The organism is Nocardioides jiangsuensis, assembly GCF_019679455.1.
Lineage (GTDB): Bacteria > Actinomycetota > Actinomycetes > Propionibacteriales > Nocardioidaceae > Nocardioides_C > Nocardioides_C jiangsuensis.
In genome coordinates this window covers 480,929-502,426 of the sequence record NZ_JAIEZQ010000003.1, presented here as the reverse complement: position 1 = coordinate 502,426, position 21,498 = coordinate 480,929, and the positions used below count along the sequence as shown (strand labels likewise).

Below are 21,498 nucleotides of genomic sequence, written 5' to 3'. Positions count from 1 at the left end.
TCGTCGGAGGTGACCGGGCGTCGGCTCAGCCGGCGTAGCCGCCGACCAGGTACGGCGCCCGGTCCTCCAGGTTCGCGTCGGGCGCCCGCAGCACGCACCGCATGCTGCCGAGGTCGCAGGTGTACACGTCGCGCCGCTCGTCCTGCCCGTCGCCCGCCAGGTCGCTGCCGGTCACCGCGACCGTGTCCGCGTCGACCCAGACGTACTCGTGCACCCACAGCGGCAGCCCGGTGAAGTCGGCGCGCTCCCCCGTCCCGGTGTCGAACAGGGCGACCGCGGCCGGGTTCTCGGCCAGGGCCGGCTCCTCGGCCTCGGGCGTCTCGGCGAGGTAGCGGGTGCCGTCCGCGGAGAGCGCCCCCGGGCCGGCGGGCACCTCCCCGCCGGGCAGACCGGCCGGCTCGCCGGCGCCGACGTCGTAGAACCGCGTGGTCATCGACCCGCTCGCGCCGTACTCCGTCACCGAGAGGACCTGCCCGGCCAGGTCGGCGTCGCGGGGCATCGCGTCGGACGTGGGCACGACCAGCGGGGCACCGTCCCCGTGGAGCACCAGTCTGCCCCGGTCCCACAGCACCGCCCGGTCCTCACCGGCGGCGAGGACCGCCGCCCCCGGGGAGACCTCGGACGTCGCCACCGTCTCGTCCTCGACGAGGTCGTGCAGCACGAACTGGTCCCCGAGGGTGAGCCAGGCCGCGGTCCGGCCGTCCCGGGAGACCGCGACCGCCTGCACCGCGCCGTCGACGGGGGCGGTGACCCGGCGGGATGACAGCGGCGCCTTGCCGGTCCCGTCCCCGGAGAGCCTCATCCGCACCAGGCCGCTCTCCCCGTCGATGACGAGCACGCCGTCGACGGTGCGGTAGGCGTCCTCGAAGCGGCCCAAGTCGTCGTACCCGAAGGCGTAGGTGGCCCCTCGCTGGAAGATCGTGACCGCGCCCTCGTCGACCCAGACGACCTTGCTGCGCAGCGGCGCCACGGGACCGGCGGGGTCCGGCGCGGACGAGCCGACCGGCGGGGCCGGGGTGGCCGTCAGGTCGGACAGCCCGAGGCCGGCGGTCAGCGTCACGGCAGAGACCGCCGCGACCGCCGCCACGGCGCCGGCGACCCCGGCCCGGCGGCGAGTGCGGGCACGCCCGACCTTCGCCTCGAAGGCGACGTGGTCGATCGGGGGCGCCTCGACGTCGTTCGCCCGTCGTACGAACGCGTCGTGCACCTGGTCGGTGAGGTCGGTGTTCATCGTGCCCCCTGGGAGATCCCGGCGAGCATCTCGTCCCCGAGGGACGAGCGCAGCCGCTTGAGTGCGTGGTGGGTCTGGCTCTTGACGGCACCGACGGAGCAGCCCATCTCGCGGGCGGTCTCGGCCTCGGTCAGGTCCTCGTAGTAGCGCAGCACCAAGGTGGCGCGCATCCGCGGTGGCAGCTCGCTGATCCGCTGCCAGAGGACGACCTGGGTGGTGGCCGACTCGACGCCGCCGTCGTGGCCGGCGTCGGGCAGCACGTCGGTGGCCTGCTCGTGCCGCCCGCTGCGCCAGCGGCTGGCGGCGGTGTTCACCATCACCCGCCGGACGTAGGCGTCGGCAGCACCCTTGTCCCGCACGCGCCTCCAGCTGACGAAGGTCTTCGCGAGCGAGGTCTGGAGCAGGTCCTCGGCCTCGTGCCGGTCGCCGGTGATCAGGTACGCCGTGCGGAACAGCGCCGTCCATCGTGCGGCCATGAAGTCGCCGAACGCGACCTCGTCGCTGTCCCTCATCGGTCCCCCTGGTCGAGCCCGTCGTCATCGGTGTGTCACAGGTACAGACCCCACCGGACGCCGAAAGGTTGAGAGGGACCTCAACCCGGCCAGGTCGGGCGCAACGGGAAGCCGGAGTTGCCCGCCGCATCGGTGCGGGAGGCGAGCACCTGGTGCAGCTGGATCTCGTTGCGCTCGAAGCCGAGCCGCGACCCGGCCATGTACACGCCCCACACCTTGGCCGTGCCCTCGCCGACCTCGGCGACGCACTCGTCCCAGTGCGCCACCAGGTTCCGGCTCCACCCGGCCAGGGTCAGAGCGTAGTGCTCGCGCAGGTTCTCCTCGTGGCGCACCTCGAGGCCGGCGTCCTGCATTTCGGTGATGATCCGGCCCGACCCGGTCAGCTCGCCGTCCGGGAAGACGTAACGGTCGATGAAGGCACCGGTGTCCCTCGCCCGGTTGTCCGGCCGGGTGATGCAGTGGTTGAGCAACCGGCCGCCGGGGCGCAGCCGGGACCGGATGAACTCGAAGTACGACGGGTAGTTGCGCACCCCGACGTGCTCGGTGAGGCCGATCGAGCTGACCGCGTCGAAGCCGCCCTCCACCACGTCGCGGTAGTCGCTGTGCCGCACCTCGGCGCGGTCCGCGAGGCCCTGCCGCTCGATCTCGCGCTGGGCCCACAGGGCCTGCTGCCGGGAGAGCGTGACGCCGAGCGCGGTGACGCCGTACTCCCGCGCGGCGTGGCGGACCATGCCGCCCCAGCCGCTGCCGATGTCGAGCAGCCGCTGCCCCGGGCGCAGCCCGAGCTTGCGGCAGACCAGGTCGTACTTCTCGGCCTGCGCGTCCTCCAGCGAGGTGTCCTCGGCGCCGAAGACCGCGCAGGTGTAGGTCATCGACGGTCCCAGCACCAGCTCGTAGAAGCGGTTCGACACGTCGTAGTGGTGCTGGATCGCGACCGCGTCCCGCTCCTTGGAGTGCCGCATCCCCTCCAGCACCCGGCGCCAGCGCGGGAGGTGCTCCTGCGGCGGGGGCGGGGGTGGCTTGAGGTTGTTCAGTCCGAGGCCGCGGACGATCCGGAGCAGCTCGGCGGGCGGCGGCACCCGGAAGCGGAGCCGGCTCATCAGCATCCGCATCACCTCGTAGGGGTCGCCGGGGTGCGCGCCCTCGACGTCGAGGTCGCCCATCACGTACGCCCGGGCCACCCCGAGGTCACCGGGGGCGGTCAGCAGGTAGGCGAGCCCGCGCTGCGTGCGCAGGTGCAGCACGATCGGGGCGTCCTCCGGGCCGACCGCGCTGCCGTCGTACGCCGTCATCCGGAACGGGACGCCGTCCGGCATCAGCCGGGTGACCGCCTCGCCGATGGTGATCTGCTCGGTCGTCGTCAGCGTCATCGACGCGTCACCGCCTTCTCGTAGAGACCGGTGAGCCGGCCCTCGGGGTCGTAGGTGTCCTTCACCCGCGCCAGGTTCGCCCCGTCGTAGAGGCGGTCGAACGTGGCCCGGTCGTAGTAGGCGTCGGAGTACAGCGACTTGTGGCCGCCGAGCTCGGTCACCCGCGCCTCCACCGCGCGGTTGACGTCACCGTCCCGCGCGCCCGGGGCGATCGGCACCGTCCCCCAGAAGCCGGCGTTGACGTAGGTGGTGCCGGGCAGCAGCGGGTACGACGGCCACGCCGTCGCGCTCCCGGGCCCGGTCGGCTCGCGCAGCCGCAGCGGGCACAGCCACACCGGCCGCATCCCCACCGCGTCGTCGAACCAGCGGAGGAACGCGGCCAGGTTCTCCACCGGCACCTCGACGTCCTGGATCACCCGCTCGCGGGCCGGTCTCCCCCGCCACCGGTCCACCCGCGCCACCAGCCCGAGGCGGTTCTCCAGCCCGACCAGCCGGTGGTAGACGTCGCTGCGGCGATACCGGCGCGGCCACAGCCGGCGCACCCGCGGGTCCTGGGCGCCGAACGCCCGGGAGCACCAGAACCAGTCGGTGTCCCACCGCCAGAGGTAGTCGTGGCAGGTGAGCAGGTCCGTCTCGCGCCGCTGCAGCGACCGGTAGTAGACGTCCTGACCGGTGTAGTCGCTCGGGGTCGCCCCGCCCGGGTCGTGGGTCCAGGTCGCCAGCGTCAGGTAGGCCTCGCCGGGCTCGAAGACCACCCCGTCGACCCCGTCGATCCGGGTGCCCTCCCAGGACCGGTCGGCGACGATCCCGTCGACGGCCTTGGCGAGCGCGTCGAGGTCGTCGAAGCGCACGTGCCGGAGGGCGACGTACCGGGAGACCGGCTCGAGCTCGATCCGCAGCCGGGTGGCGTAACCGAGGCTGCCGTAGGAGTTGGGGAAGGTCGTGAACAGGTCCGCGTGGTCACCGTCCCGGGTCGCGGTGACCAGGTCACCGGCGCCGGTGAGCACGTCCATCTCCAGCACCGACTCGTGCGGCAGCCCGTTGCGGAACGACGTGGACTCGATGCCGAGCCCGGTGACGGCACCGCCGAGCGTGATCGTGCGAAGCTGCGGTACGACGAGCGGCATCAGGCCGTGCGCGAGGGTGACGTCGACGAGGTCCTCGTAGGTGCACATCCCCTGCACGTCGGCGGTGCGGGCCCGCGGGTCGAGCGCGACGACGCCGCGGAGACCCGAGACGTCGAGGCCGGGGGTGGTGACGTCGGCACGGGGGCGGAACAGGTTCGAGGTCCGCTTGGCCAGGCGCACGGGGGCGCCCGCGGGGATCGCCTCGTAGGACTGGCGGAGACGATGCACCGCGGCCTCATGAGCGTGCTGACCCACCAGACCGGTCACCGATCCAACGTAGCGGTCAGGTGTGGCGGTCGGATGTCGAACGATGTTCTTCGCGCATTGTCCTTGGTTGTGGCCGGGGCCACACTGGAAGCAGCGGTCCGGTGCCGCTCGCGGCCGCGTCGGGCCCATCCTCGGGAGGTGAGGACCGTGACGCACGGGCATTCGCTGGAGCAGACGATCGATGCCACGCACCGGGCCCTGGACGAGCGCATGGCCGCGGCGACGGCCCCGCACCGGGACCTGACCCGGCCGCGCGAGACCTACGCGGACACCGACGGCTTCCTCGCCTCCGCCAGCCGGCACCTCGCCGCCGTCGAGGTCGTGCTGCTGCGACCGGTCTCCCGGGCCGTGCCCGACGGGGAGGCGCTGGTGCAGCGCTACCTCGGAGCGGCCAGGCGGCTGGAGCTGACCCTGGCGCTGGTGAAGGCGCGCTTGTACGGCGAGGCGCACGCGATCTACCTGCCCTGGCAGGAGCTGTGGGCGGTCGTCGAGCGGCAGCTGCACGCCCAGAACCAGGCTGAGCGGGAGCTGGTCAGCGCGCTGCTGACGCACGGGCCGCCAGCCGAGCTGGACCTGATGGCGCAGCGGGTCTTCGACGCCGAGACCAAGGCGCCGACCCGGCCGCACCCGCACCTGCCGCACACCGGGATGGCGGGCACGGTGGCCCGGCGGGTGTTCGCGGTCGCGGACCGGTTCTGGGACACCGCCGAGGGCCGGGTCGTCCCGGAGCCCGTGAGGCCCCCGCCGCGCCGTCACGACAGCCTTCTCGCGCAGTACCTGGTCGCCGACCCGCTGCTCGACCACGACGCGAAGGTGATGGAGCACCACCGGCATCGCCGGCACCCCAAGCCGTAGCAACAGCCGCAGTCCGGGACGTTCCGCCGCCCGTCGGAGCGGCATCCGCCTGTCGCCCGTTCGGGGCTCGTTGAGAGGTCAGTCGTGCGGTGTTGAGAGGTCAGTCGTGCGGTCTTGAGAGGTCAGCCGTGCGGTCTTGAGAGGTCAGTCGTGCCGGTGGCGCCGTACGACTGACTCCTCGGCCCCGAACGAGTGACGCCTCAACGCCGACTGAGTGACGCCTCGACACCGAACGAGTGACGCCTGAACGGCGGAGGGGTGACCTTCGCCCCTCACCGCCACCACGGCAGCTGCCTAGCGTGAGGAGTGGCCCGACAGCCCCCGGAGGCCCTCATGACGAAGACGGCGACACGCACGCGTCCGACCGTCGGCGCGCGCCGCTTCGGCTACGTCGTGGCGGTGCTGGTCAACGCGGCCATGCTGTACGCCGTCAACCGCTGGCCGGGCTGGGAGGTCCTGCCGTTCCTCACCGCCGACCTGGTGCTGGTCCTGGGGTTGGTGAACGCCTCGATCGTCGTGAACCTGGCCGCCAACCTGGTGTACCTGGTCCGTGACCCCCGCTGGCTGAGAGCGCTGGGCGACCTGCTCACGACCGCGGTCGGGCTCGTCGCGCTGGTGCGGATGTGGCAGGTGTTCCCCTTCGACTTCAGCGGCGACTGGGCCGGCTGGACGCTCGTCGTGCGCATCCTGCTGGGTCTGGGGATCGTCGGCAGCGCCATCGGCCTCGTTACCGCGTGCGTCTCCTTCGCCAAGGGTGTGACGACCCGTCCCTCCGACCGGGCGGTACGACCTTCGTAACCCCCAAAGGGCACGTCGTCGTCCGCGGCCGCTGTCAGTGCGTCACGCGACTACTCCGGGGGCGCGAACGCCTGGAAGAAGATCGGGAAGGTACCGAGGACCCCGAGCCCGATGAGGACGAGCGTGACGGTCAGCGCCTTCCGGGACTCGACCTCCTTGGTGCGGTACATCAGGTGCAGCACAGCCCAGGCCACGAGCCAGATGATGACGGCACCGATGGTCTTCCCCGACAGCGGGCCGACCGGCTCGGTGATCGTGAGGAACTCCTTGAAGCCCTCGCTCGCCTCGGCCAGGGTCGTGAGGATGCCCAGCGCGAGCGCCCCGACACCCGCGGCGAGGATCGCGGCGGCAACGGGGCCTTCGGGCTTGTCGACGTACTCGGCGTGCTCGGGTGCCGTGGCGCCGGCGTTCACGTTCGATGCCATCTCTGTCTCCTACACGAGAGGGGCGGCTTTGGTGATCAGCGCCCCGAAGAGCCCTGCGACCGCGGCGAAGACGAACGCGAGCACGAACAGCACGATCGTGGTCTTACGGACGCGGTCGTGGCGGATGAGACTGGTTCCGTAGTAGAGGACGATGAACGCCACCGTGGTGGCCAGGATGGGGCTGATCCAGGCGACGTGCTCCTTCCACTCCATGCCGAAGTGGTGCCACTCCTCCGTCGCCGGGTCGGCCAGGAGCACGGACCGGGGGCTCTCGGGAATGTCCTCGCGGTACCACGGGTAGACGATCCAGGTCCCGGTGAGCACCGTCCCCCACGCCGCCACCGCCATCGTGACGACACCGATCTGCAAGCGACGCGCACGGTCCCGGACACCCGCGGGTTGCAGGAACTGCGGTCGCAGGCTGTAGAGCCCCTCGAGCCCGCCTGCGAACCCCAGCAGGAACAGTGCTCCGAACCCCATGCCGTGGACGAGGGTCCAGAACTCACGGTCGGTCAGACTCATTGCGTCACCGCCTCTTCGACAGGCAACGGCCGGCATGAACCGCCTCTGGTTCAGACCCTAGACCTGGCACCCGGAGGATGTGCGGCTTTGGACGAGGACGGTCACCGCGGTGGGCGACCTCGACGGGCGCCGTCGCCGGGACGTTGGGCCCTGTCGGCCGACCGCGGCCGTCACCAGACTGGGACGTGGTTCATCCCGTGACCCGGGTTCGGGCCGGGGCAGTCGACGGAGGAAGGCTCATTCATGAAGGCACTCGTCTACCACGGTCCCGGCAACAAGGCCTGGGAGGACGTCCCCGACCCGGTGATCGTCGATCCCACCGACGTCATCGTCCGGGTCGACACCACGACGATCTGCGGCACCGACCTGCACATCCTCAAGGGCGACGTACCCGCCGTCACCGACGGGCGGATCCTCGGCCACGAGGGTGTCGGCACGGTGACCGAGGTCGGCTCCGCGGTCTCCACGGTGGCGGTCGGCGACCGGGTGATCATCTCGTGCATCAGCGCCTGCGGCGCCTGCTCCTACTGTCACCAGGGGCTGTACGCGCACTGCCTGGCCGACGAGGGCGCGAGCGGGATCGGCTGGATCTTCGGGCACCTCATCAACGGCACCCAGGCGGAGCTGGTGCGCGTGCCGTTCGCCGACAACTCGGTGTACAAGGTCCCCGAGGGCGTCAGCGACGAGGCCGCGGTGATGCTGTCCGACATCCTGCCCACCGGCTTCGAGATCGGCGTGCGCTACGGCCGGGTCAAGCCCGGTGACGTGGTCGCGGTCGTCGGGGCCGGTCCGGTCGGCCTTGCCTCGATCATGACCTCGAGCCTGTACGGCGCCGCCCGGATCATCGCGTTGGACCTCGACACCAACCGGCTCGAGCAGGCCAGGGCCTTCGGCGCGACGGACACCGTGGACAGCGGCGCGGACGACTGGGCCGACCAGGTCCGGGCGATGACCGACGGGCTCGGCGTGGACGTGGCGATCGAGGCCGTGGGCATCCCGGGCACGTTCGAGGCCTGCACGAAGATCGTGCGCCCCGGCGGTGCGGTCGCCAACGTCGGCGTGCACGGGAAGCCGGTCGAGCTGGCGCTGCAGGACCTCTGGATCATGGACCTGTCGATCACGATGGGCCTGGTGAGCACCTCGACCACGCCGATGCTGCTGAAGCTGGTCGCCCAGCACAAGCTGGCGGCCGAGAAGTTCGCCACCCACCACTTCACCTTCGACCAGATGCTGGATGCCTACGACACCTTCGGCCGCGCCGCCGAGACCAAGGCGCTCAAGGTCGTGATCAGCCGCTGAGCTCAGGGGTCCTGCCGGCCCGGCGGCCGGTGGCGGGTTCGGCGTGCTTCGTACCTGGTTCGGCTCCCCACGACCCCAGGCCGCGTGGCCGGACGGCGCGGGAACTCGGGGACCGGGAGCCGTATTCGGAGCTACCGGACGACGTCGCCGTCGACGTACACCCAGCGGCCCCGGCGCCGCTCGAACCGGCTCGTCTCGTGCAGGACGTGCTCCCCGTCCGGGGTGCGGAACCACGCGCGGAACTCGACCTCGCCGACGTCGTCGGAGGGCCCGCCCTCGGCCGTCCGGAGGACCTCCAACCCGACCCAGGTCGTCCCGGGTGTGGGCGTGAGGTCGGCCGGTCGGGTCCGCGGGTGCCAGGTGCGGAACACGTAGTCGAGATGGCCCACGGCGTACGCCGAGTAGCGCGACCGCATCAGCGCCTCCGCCGTTTCCGCGGGCGCGCCGTCGTGGAGCGGCCGGCAGCAGACGTCGTACGCCGCGCCGCTCCCGCACGGGCACTCGCGGGAGGGGGCGGTGAACGGCGAGGTCATGACAGGGAGTGTGGCACCCGGCCGAGACGCACGCCCGGTGACATCCGCGGCCGGCCCCGGCGGTGCGGACTCCGGCTCGTCGTGGGGACCCCGCACCGGTGGCAGTTCCCGCCGCACGGACGGGACGAGGCGGCCACGGTGCAACACGACGTACCGCTCGGTGGGTCGGGCGGTGGCCAGGGCCTCCTCGGCGAACAGGCTCAGCTGAGCCAGCCCGGAGCGAACGGGGTTGCGGGACTCGGGGACGACGGGCTCGTTCCTGTCGTCGAAGATGTCGTCCTCGGCCCAGGCCACCGAGCGGAGCTCCTGCCGGGAGACCACCACGTCGATCACGCGGCCCGACGACCCCGGGCCGTCCTCACCGGTCACCCGCACGCGGATGACGCCGGGCTCGACCTCCGCGGAGCCGAGGTAGGCCAGGGAGCCGACGAACCACCGGTAGATCTCGTCATCGCTCGAGCGCGCATCCACCCCGCTGTTTCGCATGGTCGAGGCTAAGTCGTCCTCGGCTCGTGGCGACGGTGTTCCGGAAATGGCGTTGCCTCGTCGCGAGCGCAGGGCCACGCTGAGCCCATGCGACTCCCAGGCGACGGCTGGCAGCTGAGCACGACCGTCGACGCCACCCTCGAGGACCAGCTCACCACACACCTGGTCGAGTACAACCAGGCCCGCTCCGCGGCGATCCGGGAGCGGTTCCACGGCGACAACCTGGCCGCCGAGTCCGTGCACGCCTTCGTGCTCGGGAGCGGCGGGGCACTGATCGGTGGCTGCACCGCCAGGGTCGAACGCGTCTGGCACTGGCTCGACGTCGACACGATGTGGGTCGACGAGGCCGTCCGGGGCCGAGGACTCGGTCTCGCGCTGCTGCGCGCGGTCGAGGACGAGGGCCGGCGGCTCGGCTGCCGCTGGTCCGAGGTCACCACCTTCGACTTCCAGGCGCCGGGCTTCTACCGCAAGGCGGGTTACGTGGAGTACGGCGTCAAGCACGACTACCCGCCCGGGCACACCAACCACTACCTGCGCAAGGAGCTCTGACGCAGGTGGCCGCGCGGCGCACAATGAGGTCATGGACCGCGCGGCTGTCGAGAGGTGGGTTGCCGACTACGAACGACTGTGGCGCACGCCGGGCACCGACCGGCTCGCCGAGCTGTTCGCGCCGGACGCCTCCTACCTCCCCTCCCCCTGGGCGCGCCCCGCCGCGGGCCTCGAAGCGCTCGCCCGGCTCTGGGACGCCGAACGCGAAGGGCCGGACGAGGAGTTCACGATGTCGAGCGACGTCGTGGCGGTGGACGGGCAGACTGCCGTCGTCCGCGTGTTCGTGGAGTACGGCGCGCCCCGGGGCCAGTCCTGGCGCGACCTGTGGGTGCTCCGGTTCACGCAGGACGGCCGGTGCGCCTCGTTCGAGGAGTGGCCCTTCGCGCCGAACAAGCCCGACGGCCACTAGACCCATGCAAGACGTCGGGCGATGAGCTCGGCGCACCCTCGGAGTCTGCACCTGCGAGGGCAGACGGAGGGCGGAGCATGACGGATCCGACGGTGCTGGCGAGCGGCCTCGCCATGGGCGAGTCGCCACGGTGGCACGACGACCGCCTCTGGGTCTGCGACTGGGTCACCGGGGAGGTGCTCACCTTCGACGACGACGGCAACCGGAAGGTCGTGTGGACGGTGCCCTGGCTGCCGTTCTCGATCGACTGGCTGCCGGACGGGCGCCTCGTGGTCACGAGCGGCAGCGGCCGTCAGGTGTGGCGGGAGGAGCCGGACGGCTCGCTGACCCCGTACGGCGGCCTGGACCGGATGTGGAACGAGGTGGTCGTGGACGGCCGCGGGAACACGTTCGTCAACGAGATCGGCTTCGACATGATGGCCGGGGCCCCACCGGCCGCGGGCACGGTGGCCGTGGTCCGGTCGGACGGCGCGATGCGCGAGGTGGCCGACGACCTGTGGTTCCCCAACGGGATGGCGATCACCCCGGACGACACCACCCTGATCGTCGCCGAGTCGTACGGGAACCGGCTCACGGCCTTCGACATCGGCCCGGACGGTGACCTGGGCGGGCGACGCGTGTGGGCCGGGCTCGGCGATGCAGCGCCGGACGGCATCTGCCTCGACGCCGAGGGGGCGGTCTGGTTCGCCGACGTCCCCCACCGACGTTGCGTCCGGGTCCGCGAAGGCGGGGAGGTGCTGCAGGCCGTCGACGTGGACCGGGGCTGCTTCGCCTGCATGCTCGGGGGCGACGACGGCCGCACCCTGTTCATCGTGGCGACGACGTGGGACCAGAGCGCGATGAGCGTCGCGGGCGGCCGCACCGGGCAGATCCTCAGGATCCGCGTCGACGTACCGCACGCGGGCAGGCCCTGACCGCGGACTCAGTAGCTAGCTGGTCAGCGAGGCGACGACGGAGCCGTCGGGCGCCGCGACGTAGACGGTGACGCCCTCCCCCGCGAAGTCGCGTACGGCGGCCAGGTCGGCGTCGTCCACGCCGGTCGCCTCACCGAGCACCGCCACCGCCTCGAGCCCGCGCGCCGCGCTGGAGACGGCCGTCGCCACCGCCACCTGGACCGCGGAGAGCTTCAGCGACGCAAGGTCGACCGTGGCCGCGGCGTAGGTGCGGCCGTCGGTGTCGCGCACGCAGGCGCCCTCGGCCGCACCGGTGCGCGCCCGGGTGGAACGCGCGAGGGTGACGATCTTGGTGTCTTCGGGGTCAGTGAGCTCGATCGGCATGGGAGTCAGGGTAGGACTCGGCGTCCTGGTGCTCGTCGACGGGCTCGGTGCGGGCGATCAGCACCGTTCCGATCCGGTTCCGCCGGCCCGTCGGGGCCTCGGCCTCGAAGCGGAGGCCGTGGGTCTCCACGACGGACCCGGGGATCGGGACCCGGCCGAGGTGCTTGGCCATCAGCCCGCCGACGGTGTCCACGTCGTCGTCGTCGATCCGCACGCCGCAGATCCCCTCGAGGTCGTCGACCGGGTACCGCGAGGAGACGCGGGTGGTGCCGTTGGAGAGCACCTCGACGTCGACTCGCGCCTCGTCGTACTCGTCGGTGATCTCGCCGACGATCTCCTCGAGCACGTCCTCGATGGTGACCAGGCCGGCGGTGCCGCCGTACTCGTCGACGACCACCGCGACGTGCTTGCGCTTGGCCTGCATCTCCCGCAGCAGCTCGTCGACCGGCTTCGAGTCGGGGACGTAGAGCACCGGGCGCATCACGGACTCGACCCGTTCGGTCGACTCCGCCTCGTGCCGGTCGAAGACGCGCTTGGTGATGTCCTTGAGGTAGGCGAACCCGACGATGTCGTCGAGGTTCTCGCCGATGACCGGGATCCGCGAGTAGCCGCTGCGCAGGCCCAGCGACATCGCCTGGCGCAGGGTCTTGGTGCGCTCTATGAAGACCACGTCGGTGCGGGGCACCATCACCTCGCGGACGATGGTGTCCCCGAGCTCGAAGACGGAGTGGATCATCTCCCGCTCGCCGGACTCGATCACGCTGCTGGCCTCGGCGAGGTCGACGAGCTCACGCAGCTCGGCCTCGGAGGCGAACGGGCCCTCGCTGAAGCCACGGCCCGGGGTGATCGCGTTGCCGATCAGGATCAGCAGCTGCGGCAGCGGGCCGAGCACCTTGGTGAAGCCGAGGAGGACGCCGGCGGACGCGAGCGCGACCCGCTCGGAGTGCTGCCGGCCGATGGTGCGCGGGGCGACCCCGATCACCACGAACGAGACCACGAGCATCAGCCCGAGCGAGGCGAGGATCGCCAGCCAACGGCCGGCCTCACTCGTCTCCTCGGTGGTGGGGACGGTGGGCGCGCCCTCGATCAGGTCCAGCATCACCACGGTGACCAGGATGATCGCGGCGATCTCGCACGCCATCCGCAGGAACAGCGCGGTGTTCAGGTAGCGCGGCGGGTCCTCGACGATCGTGAGGAGCCGCGCGGCGCCCGGCCTGCCCTCCGCGGAGATCTCCTCGGCGCGCGCCTTGGAGAACGAGGAGAGTGCCGCCTCGGCGCTGCTGAACAGGCCGGCGACGAACACGAGTACGGCTGCTGTGACCAGCAGCCAGATATCTTGCCCGCTCATCTCTGCGGGTCTCCGTCGGAGTCCGCGGGCGTCACGTCGCCGGGGGGTGTCTCGCCGCCCCGGGCACCCTGCCACTCGGTGAGCAGCCGGGCCTGGAGGCCGAACATCTCCTGGTGCTCCTCCGGCTCGGCGTGGTCGTAGCCCAGGAGGTGCAGGATGCCGTGCACGGTGAGCAGGTCCACCTCGTCGGTGGTGGCGTGACCGGCCTCGGCGGCCTGCCGTGCGGCCACCGCCGGGCAGAGCACCAGGTCGCCGAGGACTCCCTCCTCGGGCTCCTCGTTGACCAGGCCGGGGCGCAGCTCGTCCATCGGGAAGGCGAGCACGTCGGTGGGGCCGGTCTTCTCCATCCACTGCTCGTTGAGCGTGGCGATGGTGTCCTCGTCGACGAGCTTGATGCACAGCTCGGCCTGCGGGTGGACCCGCATCCGGTCCATCACGAACCGCGACAGCGTGGACAGGTCCCGGACGTCGACCTCGTCACCGGACTCGTTGAGGACCTCGATGCTCACGCGTGGCCCCCGGGCAGGGTCGGACGGGACGGACGGCTCCCTGGGAGGGTCATGCTCGGTGGCTCCTCTGCCGGCGCCCCTCACCGGAGGGGTCGGTCTTGTGCGGCCCGGTGCCGTTCTCCCGCCGGGCCTCGAACTCGTCGTACGCCGCCACGATATGGCCGACGAGACGGTGCCGCACCACGTCGTGCGAGGTGAGCCGGTTGAAGCCGACGTCCTCGATGCCGGTGAGGATCTCCTCGACGACGCGCAGGCCGCTCTTCATGCCGCCGGGCAGGTCGACCTGGGTGACGTCACCGGTGACGACCATCTTCGACCCGAAGCCGAGGCGGGTGAGGAACATCTTCATCTGCTCGGGCGAGGTGTTCTGCGCCTCGTCGAGGATGATGAAGGCGTCGTTCAGGGTGCGGCCACGCATGTACGCCAGCGGAGCGACCTCGATCGTCCCGGCCGCGAGCAGCTTCGGGATGGTCTCCGGGTCGAGCATGTCGTGGAGGGCGTCGTACAGCGGGCGCAGGTAGGGGTCGATCTTCTCGCTGAGTGTGCCGGGCAGGAAGCCGAGCCGCTCCCCCGCCTCCACGGCGGGGCGCGTGAGGATGATCCGGTTCACGTTCTTCGACTGCAGCGCCTGCACGGCCTTGGCCATCGCCAGGTACGTCTTGCCGGTGCCGGCGGGGCCGATGCCGAACGAGATCGTGTGCTTGTCGATCGACTCGACGTAGCGCTTCTGGTTCAGCGTCTTGGGCCGGATCGTGCGACCGCGGTTGCTGAGGATGTTCAGCGACAGGACGTCGGCGGGACGTTCCTTGGTCTCGGTCCGGAGCATGGCGATCGCGCGCTCGACGGTCTCGGTGGTGATGCCCTGACCCGTGCGGATGATCGTGACCAGCTCGTCCATCAGCCGTTCGGCGAGGGCGACCTCGGCGGACTCACCCTGCAGGGTGATCTCGTTGCCGCGCACGTGCACGTCGGCCTTGAATGCCTTTTCGATCAGGGTCAGGTGCTCGTCCCCGGGGCCGAGGAGGGCCACCATCGGGATGCTCGCCGGGACCACGATCGTGTGACGAGGAGTGTCGGAATCTGTCATCGGTGGCCTGGCGGCCGACCTCCACAAGTGAGTGAACAGGACGTTTGGAACGCTCCCCATGCTACGGGTACACCCAGGGAACCGCGCACCTGACTTTCCGATTCCCGTCACGTGCCGGGGTCTACCCTGGCGGGATGAGGGAGTACGACGAGCCGCGCGAGGAGCAGATCCACCCCGAGGTGTTCCTCGGCCACAACGGGATCCCCGCCGACGCCCGCCGACTCGGGTTCGACCGGAACACCGAGGAGGGCGCGATGATCGCGATGGCGGGGTCGCTCGACCCGCGGCGGCGGATGCACCGGGTCGTGGCCTGGGTGCTGCTGCTCGCGTTCGTGCTGCCGCTGCTGCTCGGCGTCACCCGTCAGCTGTTCTGAGCCGGGGCCGCCGCCCCCGGCCACGGCGCTCAGCCCGGCGGCCAGCCCATCGTGCGTCCCCCGAGCAGGTGGGCGTGCACGTGGAAGACGGACTGGTGTGCCTGCGCGCCGGTGTTGAACACCACCCGGTAGCCGGCCTCGAGCCCCTCCTGCTCAGCGACCGCGGCGACCGCGTCGAGCAGCGCGAGCGCGGTCTCCGGCTCCTTGGCCGCGAGGGTGGCCACGTTGGGCTGGTGGCTGCGCGGGATCACCAGGATGTGCGTGGGCGCCTGCGGCTCGATGTCGCGGAAGGCCAGCGTCGACTCGGTCTCGTGCACCACGTCGCCGGGGATCTCCCCCGTCGCGATCTTGCAGAACAGGCAGTCTGCGTCTCTCTCGCCAGTCATGCCCGCCACTATGGCACGCCCCTGGCGGGCCGACCCACCGCTCCGTGACCGGGCAAACCCACCCACCCTTCGCATCCCGATCCGGACGATCCGCCGACACGGCGTGTAAACCCACCGACTGCCTCGCGCGTGGAACTAGCGTGAACAGCCTGATGACGACCCTCCGCCGCTCCGACGGGAGATCGATGAGCGCCTCGACGCGCTGGGATGCCGACACCGCGGTCGACGAGCTGTACGCCGCGCACTACCGACGGCTCGTGCGCCTCGCCGTCCTGCTGGTCCGGGACGTCGAGACCGCCGAGGAGGTGGTCCAGGACTCCTTCGTCGCGATGCACGGCAGGTGGCGACGGCTCGACGACCCGGAGAAGGGCCTGGCCTACCTGCGCCAGACCGTCGTGAACCGGTCCCGCTCGGTGCTGCGGCACCGCACCGTCCGCTCGAGGCATGCGGCGGGCCTGGAGCACCGGCCGGTCGTCGGCGCGCACCCGGGTGCAGACGAGGAGACCCTCGTCGCGGAACGCCGGCGCGAGGTCCTCGCGGCGATGCGCGACCTGCCCGACCGCCAGCGCGAGGTGATCGCGCTCCGCTACTACCTCGACCTCTCCGAGGCCCAGATCGCCGACACGCTCGGGATCAGCCGCGGCGCCGTCAAGAGCCACGCCTCCCGCGGCGTCGCCTCCCTCCGCCACCTCCTGAAGGACGCATCGTGAACGACTTCCCCCGCCCGACCGGTCCCGACGACGACGAGCAGATGCGCCACCTGCTCGACGACGCGGTCTCCGACGTGGAGCCGCGCGACTCCCTCGACTCGATCCACGCCCGCACGTCGGGGTCGCCGTTCCAGCGCAAGCGGCCGTGGCTGCTCGGCGCCGGAGCCGCCGCGCTGGCCACTGCGGCCACCGTGGCCGCCGTCGCGGTCGTGGGCGGCGGTCCCGGTACGACGGACGCCGGTGACCCGGACTTCGCCGGGCCGGCCACCGAGTCCTCCTCGGCGGCGCCCACCCCGGCCGGCAAGGCGAGCGCGGAACCCAGCACGGAGCCCGGTGAGGACGCGACCGCGGCGCCGAGCACCCCGGCCGCCGAGCCCTCGGCCTCCCCCGCCGACGGGCCGGTCGAGCTCCAGACGGTCCCGGCGTACTTCCTCGGCGACACGAGCCGGGGGCCGCGCCTGTACCGCGAGTTCACCCGGGTCCCCGCCGACCGCGACGCGGCGGTCGAGGCGGTCAACGCCGCCATCGGGACCCGGCCGCGCGACCCCGACTACCGGTCCGGCTGGGCCGGGTGGGGATCGGCGACCGCCACCGAGGTGACCCACTCCGACGGCACCATCACCGTCGACATCGCCGCCGAGGACATCATCCGCGACCGTCCCGAGTGGATGACCGTGGAGGAGGCCGAGATGGCCGTCGAGCAGCTGCTCTACACCGTGCAGGGCGCCCTCCAGTCGCGCGACCCGGTGCGGATCCTGGTCAATGACGGCCTCGACGGCGGCCCCCTCGACACGGTCTTCGGGGTGCCGATCGACGAGCCGCTGGCCCAGGGCGACGCCGCCGACGTGCTCGCCCAGGTGTGGATCGTCGAGCCCGCCGACGGCGCCGAGGTGGAGCCCGGGTCCGCGTTCGAGGTCTCCGGGCTCGCGGCGGCGTTCGAGGCCACGGTGCAGTGGGAGCTGAAGCAAGGCGGCAAGGTCGTGGCGGACGGGTTCACCACCGCCGAGGAGTGCTGCACGATGGCGCCGTACTCCTTCAAGGTCACCGCGCCCCCGGGCGAGTACACCCTGGTCGTGCACGACACCGACCCGTCGGGCGGCGAGGGCTTCGCGCCGTGGGAGGACACCAAGCGCGTCACCGTGCTCCCCTGACCGGGGCCCCGCGAGGTCCTAGGGTCGGGAGCGTGCTCACCCGCCGCGTCCTGAACCGCACGCTGCTGCAGCGCCAGCACCTGCTCGAGCACACCGGCGTCCCTGCCCTGGAGATGACCGAGCACCTGCTCGGGCTCCAGGCGCAGGACGTCCTGCCACCGTACGTCTCGCTGTGGTCCCGCGTCGCCGGCTTCGACCCCGCCGAGCTGTCCGGGGCGCTCGAGCGGCGCGAGGCCGTCCGCCTGGTGCTGATGCGCGGCACGATCCACCTGGTGACGGCCGCGGACTGCCGGCGCCTGCGCCCGCTGATGCAGCCGATGCTGGACCGGCTCCACCGCAGCACGGTGTTCGCCCGGCACACCGCCGACCTCCGGTACGACGACCTGGTGGCTGCCGGACGCGACGTCCTGGCGGGAGGACCGCTCACGTCGAAGGCGCTCGGCGCCGCGCTCGCCGAACGGTTCCCCGACCACGAGCCGGGGCACCTGGCCACCGCCGTCCGCACGATGCTCCCGCTCGTGCAGCTGCCGCCGCGGGGGCTGTGGGGCCGGTCCGGCGGGCCGCGCTACCTGACCGCGGAGGACTGGCTCGGCGGCCCGCTCGACCCCGACCCGGACCTGGCCGACGTGGCCCGGCGCTACCTGCGCGCGTACGGGCCGGCCTCCCCCGCGGACCTCACCACCTGGTCCGGGCTGACCGGGGCGAGGGCGGTGCTCGACGCGCTGGGCGAGGAGCTGGTGACCTATCGGGACGAGGACGGACGCACCTGGTTCGACCTGGCGGGCCTGCCGCTGGCCGACCCCGGGACTCCGGCCCCGGTGCGGCTGCTCGGGCAGTACGACAACCTGTGGCTCTCCCACGCCGACCGGACCCGGGTGGCCGAGCCGGAGAAGCGGGCGCGCTGGATGGGTCGCAACGGCGGTGTCGGGGCCACCGTCTTCGTGGACGGAATGCTCGAGGGGCTGTGGCGACGGACCGGCGACGGGATCGAGGTCCAGCTGTTCCGGGACCTCACCCGCGCGGAACGTGCCCAGCTCGACGCGGAGGTCGCCGCGCTGGAGACCTTCCTCGCCCGCTGAGCCTCCGGGAGCCTGCGCCGCCCGCGCGGGCCCGTGCGGGTCAGCGTCGCGCGGGTTCAGCGCCCGCGCGGGCTCCAGGGCAGGGTGCGGTCAGCGCCAGCGCGGGGTGCGGCTGAGCAGCGCCGCGGCCGCGGCCACGCCGGCGGTCGAGGTCCGCAGCACCGACGACCCGAGGCGGACCGCCTCGGCGCCGACGTGCGCGAACCGGGCGAGCTCCTCGTCGCTGATGCCGCCCTCCGGGCCCACCACGATCACGATGTCACCGCGGCCGAGCACGGGCAGGTCGGCGAGCGGACCGGACGCGGCCTCGTGCAGCACGACCGGCAGCGAGGCCTTCTCCAGCAGCGTCACCACGTCGTCGGTGGTGGCCATCTCGGTGACCTCGGGGAACCAGGAGCGGCGGGCCTGCTTCGCGGCCTCCCGCGCGGTGCTGCGCCACTTGGCCAGCGACTTCTCCGCGCGGTCACCGCGCCACACCGCGACGCTGCGGCCCGCTGCCCAGGGCACGATCACGTCGACGCCGACCTCGGTCAGCATCTCCACGGCGAGCTCCGCGCGGTCGCCCTTGGGGATCGCCTGCACGACGGTCACCCGGGGCACCCCGGCCTCGCTGGTGGCGACCTCGTCGACCTGCGCGGTGAGGGTCCGCTTGTCGGTCTCGCGCACCGTGCAGACGGCCGTCGTACCCACGCCGTCGGTGAGCGCGACCTGCTCCCCCACCCGGATCCGGCGGACGACGACCGCGTGGTGCGCCTCGTCGCCGGTCACCTCGACCGACCCGCCGACCCCGACGCCTGCGAGGGAGGGGACGTGGAAGACCGGGAGGCTCATCGCGGGTTGAACGCGTCGCGGAGCCGGCCGAAGACCGACTTGTGGGCGGCCTGCACGTGCCCGTCGGGGGACTCCTCGTCCCGCAGCGCGGCGAGCTCGCGGAGCAGCTCCTCCTGGCGCTCGTCGAGCCGGGTCGGGGTCTCAACCACGATCCGCACCACCAGGTCGCCGCGGCCGGCGCCGCGCAGCCGCGGCACCCCGCGACCGTTGAGCACCACCTCGGTGCCCGACTGCGTGCCGGCGCGGATGTCGAGCTCGACGGTGGTCTCCACGTCGGTCTCCGCGCCGTGCTCGACCAGGTCGGCCTCGAGCGTGGGCAGGTCGATCGACGTGCCCAGCGCCGCGGCGGTCATCGGGACCGTGACGCTGCAGACCAGGTCGTTGCCGTGCCGGGTGAACATCTGGTGCTCGGCGACGTGGATCTCGACGTACAGGTCGCCGGCGGGGCCGCCACCCGGGCCGACCTCGCCCTGCTCGGAGAGCTGCACCCGGGTGCCGGTGTCGACGCCCGCGGGGATCTTCACGGTCAGGGAGCGGCGGGACCGCACCCGGCCGTCGCCGGAGCACTCGCGGCAGGGCTCGGGGATGATCGAGCCGTAGCCGCGGCAGGCCGCGCAGGGGCGGAGCGTGCGGATCTCGCCGAGGAACGAGCGCTGCACCTGGTGCACCTCGCCGCGTCCGCCGCAGGTCTCGCAGGTGACCGGGGTGGAGCCGGGCGCGGCGCCGTCGCCGTGACAGACGGTGCAGAGCACGGCGGTGTCGACCTTGAGCTCGCGGGTGGTGCCGAAGGCGGCCTCGGCGAGGTCGACCTCCAGGCGGATCAGCGCGTCCTGGCCGCGGCGCACCCGCGGACGCGGGCCCCGGCCGCCGCCGGCCGCTCCCCCGCCCTGGCCGCCGAAGAAGGCGTCCATGATGTCGGTGAACGAGAAGCCGGCCCCCTGGCCGAAGCCGCCTGCCCCAGCGCCACCGCCGAACGGGTCGCCGCCGAGGTCGTACATCCGCCGCTTCTCGGGGTCCGAGAGCACCTCGTAGGCGTGGGAGACCTCCTTGAACTTCTCCTGCGTCTCCGGGTCGGGGTTGACGTCCGGGTGCAGCTGACGGGCGAGGCGCCGGTAGGCCTTCTTGATCGCGTCGGCGTCGGCGTCACGCGGGACGCCAAGGGTCTCGTAGAGGTCCTGGCTCACAGTGTCGTTCATCAACCTTCGTCGAGGATCTTGGAGACGTACCGCGCGACTGCGCGCACGGTCGCCATGGTTCCGGGGTAGTCCATCCGGGTCGGGCCCACGATGCCGAGGGTGGCGAGCGCCTCCTCGCCGGGGCCGTAGCCCGTGGCCACGACCGAGGTCGTGGAGAGCTCCTGGTAGGGCACCTCGTGCCCGATCCGCACCGTCAGCGTCGACGGCGTGGTGGCCTCGCCGAGGAGCTTGAGCAGCACGACGTGCTCCTCGAGCGCCTCGAGCATCGGCTTGATGGAGGCGTCGAAGCCCTCACCGAACCGGGCCAGGTTGGCGGTGCCGCCGACCACGACCCGTTCGTCGGAGCGGTGGTCGGACATCGCCTCGACGAGCGCGGCCACGAGCAGCGCCACCGGGGCGCGGCTGCCGGGCTCGAACTCGTCGGGGAGGCTCACCAGCCGCTCGGTGGCGTCGGTGAGCTTCTGCCCGAGGGTGGCGCGGTTCATCCGGGTCCGGATGTCGGCCACGGTCTCGTCGGAGATCGGCTCGGGGAGCTCGACCACGCGCTGCTCCACCCGGCCGGTGCTGAGGATCAGCACGAGCAGCAGGCGGTGGCCGCCCAGCGTGACCACCTCGACGTGGCGGACCGTGGAGCGCGACAGCGTCGGGTACTGCACGATCGCGACCTGGCGGGTCAGCTGCGCGAGCAGCCGGACGCTGCGCTGGACGACGTCGTCGAGGTCGATGGCGCCCTCGAGCAGACTGGTGATCGCGCGCTTCTCCGCGGCGGAGAGCGGCTTGACCTGGCTGAGCCGGTCGACGAAGAGCCGGTAGCCCTTGTCGGTGGGGATCCGGCCGGCGCTGGTGTGCGGCTGGGTGATGAAGCCCTCGTCCTCGAGCGCGGCCATGTCGTTGCGCACCGTGGCCGGGGAGACCCCGAGCCGGTGCCGCTCGACGAGGGCCTTGGAGCCCACCGGCTCCTGGGTCGACACGTAGTCCTCGACGATGGCACGGAGGACGGCGAGCTTGCGGTCCTCGACCATGACCTCGCCTCCTTCGCTCGTGGGACAGCGCGTGCCCGCGGCGGCCCGGTGACCGTGGCCGTCGATGCTGGCACTCACCTGATTCGAGTGCCAATGCTACTAGCCCGACCCAGGGGACGCTCAATCGCGCGACCTAGGGTGAGCG

The 21,498-nt window shown here is 72.2% G+C and carries 25 protein-coding genes; 10 read left to right on the top strand and 15 right to left on the bottom strand.

What is annotated here, in order from left to right; all coding sequences use genetic code 11:
* Positions 1-25 precede the first annotated feature (25 nt).
* From K1X13_RS18345 to K1X13_RS18330, 4 genes are all read right to left on the bottom strand, one after another.
* Complete coding sequence (locus K1X13_RS18345; RefSeq protein ID WP_221026579.1) at positions 26-1,231, bottom strand: hypothetical protein; 1,206 nt, start codon at positions 1,229-1,231, stop codon at positions 26-28.
* Positions 1,228-1,743, bottom strand: coding sequence for a SigE family RNA polymerase sigma factor (locus tag K1X13_RS18340; protein WP_221026578.1), 516 nt, complete (start codon positions 1,741-1,743; stop codon positions 1,228-1,230). The genes K1X13_RS18345 and K1X13_RS18340 overlap by 4 nt, the downstream gene beginning before the upstream one ends.
* An 80-nt stretch (positions 1,744-1,823) precedes the next feature.
* Positions 1,824-3,113 (bottom strand): SAM-dependent methyltransferase, encoded by a 1,290-nt coding sequence (locus tag K1X13_RS18335; RefSeq protein ID WP_221026577.1) that lies wholly within the window; start codon positions 3,111-3,113, stop codon positions 1,824-1,826.
* Entirely contained in the window at positions 3,110-4,468 is a 1,359-nt protein-coding gene (locus K1X13_RS18330) for an FAD-binding oxidoreductase (protein WP_308249631.1), read from the bottom strand. The genes K1X13_RS18335 and K1X13_RS18330 overlap by 4 nt, the downstream gene beginning before the upstream one ends.
* A gap of 186 nt (positions 4,469-4,654) precedes the next feature.
* On the opposite strand from K1X13_RS18330, the gene K1X13_RS18325 reads away from it, so the two are divergent.
* Both K1X13_RS18325 and K1X13_RS18320 read left to right on the top strand, forming a co-directional pair.
* Complete coding sequence (locus K1X13_RS18325) at positions 4,655-5,362, top strand: hypothetical protein (RefSeq protein ID WP_221026575.1); 708 nt, start codon at positions 4,655-4,657, stop codon at positions 5,360-5,362.
* A 333-nt stretch (positions 5,363-5,695) separates the two neighbouring features.
* Complete coding sequence (locus tag K1X13_RS18320) at positions 5,696-6,160, top strand: hypothetical protein (protein ID WP_221026574.1); 465 nt, start codon at positions 5,696-5,698, stop codon at positions 6,158-6,160.
* Between the two features lie 50 nt (positions 6,161-6,210).
* Here the strand turns inward: K1X13_RS18320 and K1X13_RS18315 are convergent, their stop codons facing one another.
* Positions 6,211-6,585, bottom strand: coding sequence for a hypothetical protein (locus K1X13_RS18315; protein WP_221026573.1), 375 nt, complete (start codon positions 6,583-6,585; stop codon positions 6,211-6,213).
* 9 nt (positions 6,586-6,594) lie between these two features.
* Positions 6,595-7,107, bottom strand: a complete 513-nt coding sequence (locus K1X13_RS18310; RefSeq protein WP_221026572.1) for a hypothetical protein — start codon at positions 7,105-7,107, stop codon at positions 6,595-6,597.
* 243 nt (positions 7,108-7,350) lie between these two features.
* Here K1X13_RS18310 and K1X13_RS18305 point away from each other — a divergent pair, with 243 nt between their 5' ends.
* The gene (locus K1X13_RS18305; protein WP_221026571.1) at positions 7,351-8,406 is read left to right on the top strand and encodes a zinc-dependent alcohol dehydrogenase family protein; all 1,056 of its coding nucleotides are present in this window, start codon (positions 7,351-7,353) and stop codon (positions 8,404-8,406) included.
* Between the two features lie 131 nt (positions 8,407-8,537).
* Here K1X13_RS18305 and K1X13_RS19505 read toward each other — a convergent pair whose 3' ends face one another.
* Complete coding sequence (locus K1X13_RS19505; RefSeq protein WP_264082334.1) at positions 8,538-9,425, bottom strand: YchJ family protein; 888 nt, start codon at positions 9,423-9,425, stop codon at positions 8,538-8,540.
* An 87-nt stretch (positions 9,426-9,512) separates the two neighbouring features.
* On the opposite strand from K1X13_RS19505, the gene K1X13_RS18295 reads away from it, so the two are divergent.
* From K1X13_RS18295 to K1X13_RS18285, 3 genes are all read left to right on the top strand, one after another.
* Complete coding sequence (locus tag K1X13_RS18295; RefSeq protein WP_221026570.1) at positions 9,513-9,974, top strand: GNAT family N-acetyltransferase; 462 nt, start codon at positions 9,513-9,515, stop codon at positions 9,972-9,974.
* A 31-nt stretch (positions 9,975-10,005) separates the two neighbouring features.
* Positions 10,006-10,383 (top strand): YybH family protein, encoded by a 378-nt coding sequence (locus K1X13_RS18290; RefSeq protein WP_221026569.1) that lies wholly within the window; start codon positions 10,006-10,008, stop codon positions 10,381-10,383.
* 77 nt (positions 10,384-10,460) lie between these two features.
* Positions 10,461-11,297, top strand: a complete 837-nt coding sequence (locus K1X13_RS18285; protein ID WP_221026568.1) for an SMP-30/gluconolactonase/LRE family protein — start codon at positions 10,461-10,463, stop codon at positions 11,295-11,297.
* A 15-nt stretch (positions 11,298-11,312) separates the two neighbouring features.
* Here K1X13_RS18285 and K1X13_RS18280 read toward each other — a convergent pair whose 3' ends face one another.
* The 4 genes from K1X13_RS18280 to K1X13_RS18265 are packed head-to-tail and all read right to left on the bottom strand — an operon-like array spanning position 11,313 to position 14,604.
* Positions 11,313-11,660: a cytidine deaminase-like protein gene (locus K1X13_RS18280; RefSeq protein WP_221026567.1), complete on the bottom strand. Its 348-nt coding sequence runs from the start codon at positions 11,658-11,660 to the stop codon at positions 11,313-11,315.
* Positions 11,641-13,008: a hemolysin family protein gene (locus tag K1X13_RS18275; protein ID WP_221026566.1), complete on the bottom strand. Its 1,368-nt coding sequence runs from the start codon at positions 13,006-13,008 to the stop codon at positions 11,641-11,643. Before K1X13_RS18275 ends, K1X13_RS18280 begins: the two co-directional genes overlap by 20 nt.
* Entirely contained in the window at positions 13,005-13,517 is a 513-nt protein-coding gene (gene ybeY, locus K1X13_RS18270; protein WP_221026565.1) for an rRNA maturation RNase YbeY, read from the bottom strand. Before ybeY ends, K1X13_RS18275 begins: the two co-directional genes overlap by 4 nt.
* Positions 13,518-13,566: 49 nt before the next feature.
* Entirely contained in the window at positions 13,567-14,604 is a 1,038-nt protein-coding gene (locus K1X13_RS18265) for a PhoH family protein (protein WP_221026564.1), read from the bottom strand.
* Between the two features lie 134 nt (positions 14,605-14,738).
* On the opposite strand from K1X13_RS18265, the gene K1X13_RS18260 reads away from it, so the two are divergent.
* The gene (locus tag K1X13_RS18260; RefSeq protein ID WP_221026563.1) at positions 14,739-14,978 is read left to right on the top strand and encodes a hypothetical protein; all 240 of its coding nucleotides are present in this window, start codon (positions 14,739-14,741) and stop codon (positions 14,976-14,978) included.
* A gap of 29 nt (positions 14,979-15,007) precedes the next feature.
* Here K1X13_RS18260 and K1X13_RS18255 read toward each other — a convergent pair whose 3' ends face one another.
* A complete protein-coding gene (locus K1X13_RS18255) occupies positions 15,008-15,364 on the bottom strand; it encodes an HIT domain-containing protein (protein ID WP_221026562.1) in 357 nt (118 codons plus the stop codon).
* Between the two features lie 185 nt (positions 15,365-15,549).
* Here K1X13_RS18255 and K1X13_RS18250 point away from each other — a divergent pair, with 185 nt between their 5' ends.
* Genes K1X13_RS18250 through K1X13_RS18240 form a run of 3 tightly spaced genes read left to right on the top strand, consistent with a single transcriptional unit; the run spans position 15,550 to position 18,304 of the window.
* Entirely contained in the window at positions 15,550-16,074 is a 525-nt protein-coding gene (locus tag K1X13_RS18250; RefSeq protein WP_221026561.1) for a SigE family RNA polymerase sigma factor, read from the top strand.
* Positions 16,071-17,225, top strand: a complete 1,155-nt coding sequence (locus K1X13_RS19775; RefSeq protein WP_221026560.1) for a Gmad2 immunoglobulin-like domain-containing protein — start codon at positions 16,071-16,073, stop codon at positions 17,223-17,225. The genes K1X13_RS18250 and K1X13_RS19775 overlap by 4 nt, the downstream gene beginning before the upstream one ends.
* Before the next feature lie 32 nt (positions 17,226-17,257).
* The gene (locus K1X13_RS18240) at positions 17,258-18,304 is read left to right on the top strand and encodes a winged helix DNA-binding domain-containing protein (RefSeq protein WP_221026559.1); all 1,047 of its coding nucleotides are present in this window, start codon (positions 17,258-17,260) and stop codon (positions 18,302-18,304) included.
* Positions 18,305-18,394: 90 nt separating this feature from the next.
* On the opposite strand, the gene K1X13_RS18235 is transcribed toward K1X13_RS18240, so the two are convergent.
* The 3 genes from K1X13_RS18235 to hrcA are packed head-to-tail and all read right to left on the bottom strand — an operon-like array spanning position 18,395 to position 21,353.
* Positions 18,395-19,135, bottom strand: a complete 741-nt coding sequence (locus K1X13_RS18235; protein WP_221026558.1) for a 16S rRNA (uracil(1498)-N(3))-methyltransferase — start codon at positions 19,133-19,135, stop codon at positions 18,395-18,397.
* Positions 19,132-20,319: a molecular chaperone DnaJ gene (dnaJ, locus tag K1X13_RS18230; protein WP_221026712.1), complete on the bottom strand. Its 1,188-nt coding sequence runs from the start codon at positions 20,317-20,319 to the stop codon at positions 19,132-19,134. The genes K1X13_RS18235 and dnaJ overlap by 4 nt, the downstream gene beginning before the upstream one ends.
* 11 nt (positions 20,320-20,330) lie before the next feature.
* Entirely contained in the window at positions 20,331-21,353 is a 1,023-nt protein-coding gene (gene hrcA / locus K1X13_RS18225; protein ID WP_221026557.1) for a heat-inducible transcriptional repressor HrcA, read from the bottom strand.
* Positions 21,354-21,498 lie beyond the last annotated feature (145 nt).

What these genes read in the sequence shown, in the direction of transcription:
- K1X13_RS18345 (WP_221026579.1), bottom strand. Translation starts at nt 1,231, where the DNA reads ATGAACACCGACCTCACCGACCAGGTGCACGACGCGTTCGTACGACGG.
- hrcA (WP_221026557.1), bottom strand. Translation starts at nt 21,353, where the DNA reads ATGGTCGAGGACCGCAAGCTCGCCGTCCTCCGTGCCATCGTCGAGGAC.
- K1X13_RS18340 (WP_221026578.1), bottom strand. Translation starts at nt 1,743, where the DNA reads ATGAGGGACAGCGACGAGGTCGCGTTCGGCGACTTCATGGCCGCACGA.
- K1X13_RS18315 (WP_221026573.1), bottom strand. Translation starts at nt 6,585, where the DNA reads ATGGCATCGAACGTGAACGCCGGCGCCACGGCACCCGAGCACGCCGAG.
- K1X13_RS18320 (WP_221026574.1), top strand. Translation starts at nt 5,696, where the DNA reads ATGACGAAGACGGCGACACGCACGCGTCCGACCGTCGGCGCGCGCCGC.
- K1X13_RS19505 (WP_264082334.1), bottom strand. Translation starts at nt 9,425, where the DNA reads ATGCGAAACAGCGGGGTGGATGCGCGCTCGAGCGATGACGAGATCTAC.
- K1X13_RS18290 (WP_221026569.1), top strand. Translation starts at nt 10,006, where the DNA reads ATGGACCGCGCGGCTGTCGAGAGGTGGGTTGCCGACTACGAACGACTG.
- K1X13_RS18275 (WP_221026566.1), bottom strand. Translation starts at nt 13,008, where the DNA reads ATGAGCGGGCAAGATATCTGGCTGCTGGTCACAGCAGCCGTACTCGTG.
- K1X13_RS18260 (WP_221026563.1), top strand. Translation starts at nt 14,739, where the DNA reads ATGAGGGAGTACGACGAGCCGCGCGAGGAGCAGATCCACCCCGAGGTG.
- K1X13_RS18280 (WP_221026567.1), bottom strand. Translation starts at nt 11,660, where the DNA reads ATGCCGATCGAGCTCACTGACCCCGAAGACACCAAGATCGTCACCCTC.
- K1X13_RS18310 (WP_221026572.1), bottom strand. Translation starts at nt 7,107, where the DNA reads ATGAGTCTGACCGACCGTGAGTTCTGGACCCTCGTCCACGGCATGGGG.
- K1X13_RS18285 (WP_221026568.1), top strand. Translation starts at nt 10,461, where the DNA reads ATGACGGATCCGACGGTGCTGGCGAGCGGCCTCGCCATGGGCGAGTCG.
- K1X13_RS18335 (WP_221026577.1), bottom strand. Translation starts at nt 3,113, where the DNA reads ATGACGCTGACGACGACCGAGCAGATCACCATCGGCGAGGCGGTCACC.
- K1X13_RS18250 (WP_221026561.1), top strand. Translation starts at nt 15,550, where the DNA reads ATGAGCGCCTCGACGCGCTGGGATGCCGACACCGCGGTCGACGAGCTG.
- K1X13_RS18295 (WP_221026570.1), top strand. Translation starts at nt 9,513, where the DNA reads ATGCGACTCCCAGGCGACGGCTGGCAGCTGAGCACGACCGTCGACGCC.
- K1X13_RS18305 (WP_221026571.1), top strand. Translation starts at nt 7,351, where the DNA reads ATGAAGGCACTCGTCTACCACGGTCCCGGCAACAAGGCCTGGGAGGAC.
- K1X13_RS18255 (WP_221026562.1), bottom strand. Translation starts at nt 15,364, where the DNA reads ATGACTGGCGAGAGAGACGCAGACTGCCTGTTCTGCAAGATCGCGACG.
- K1X13_RS18265 (WP_221026564.1), bottom strand. Translation starts at nt 14,604, where the DNA reads ATGACAGATTCCGACACTCCTCGTCACACGATCGTGGTCCCGGCGAGC.
- K1X13_RS18235 (WP_221026558.1), bottom strand. Translation starts at nt 19,135, where the DNA reads ATGAGCCTCCCGGTCTTCCACGTCCCCTCCCTCGCAGGCGTCGGGGTC.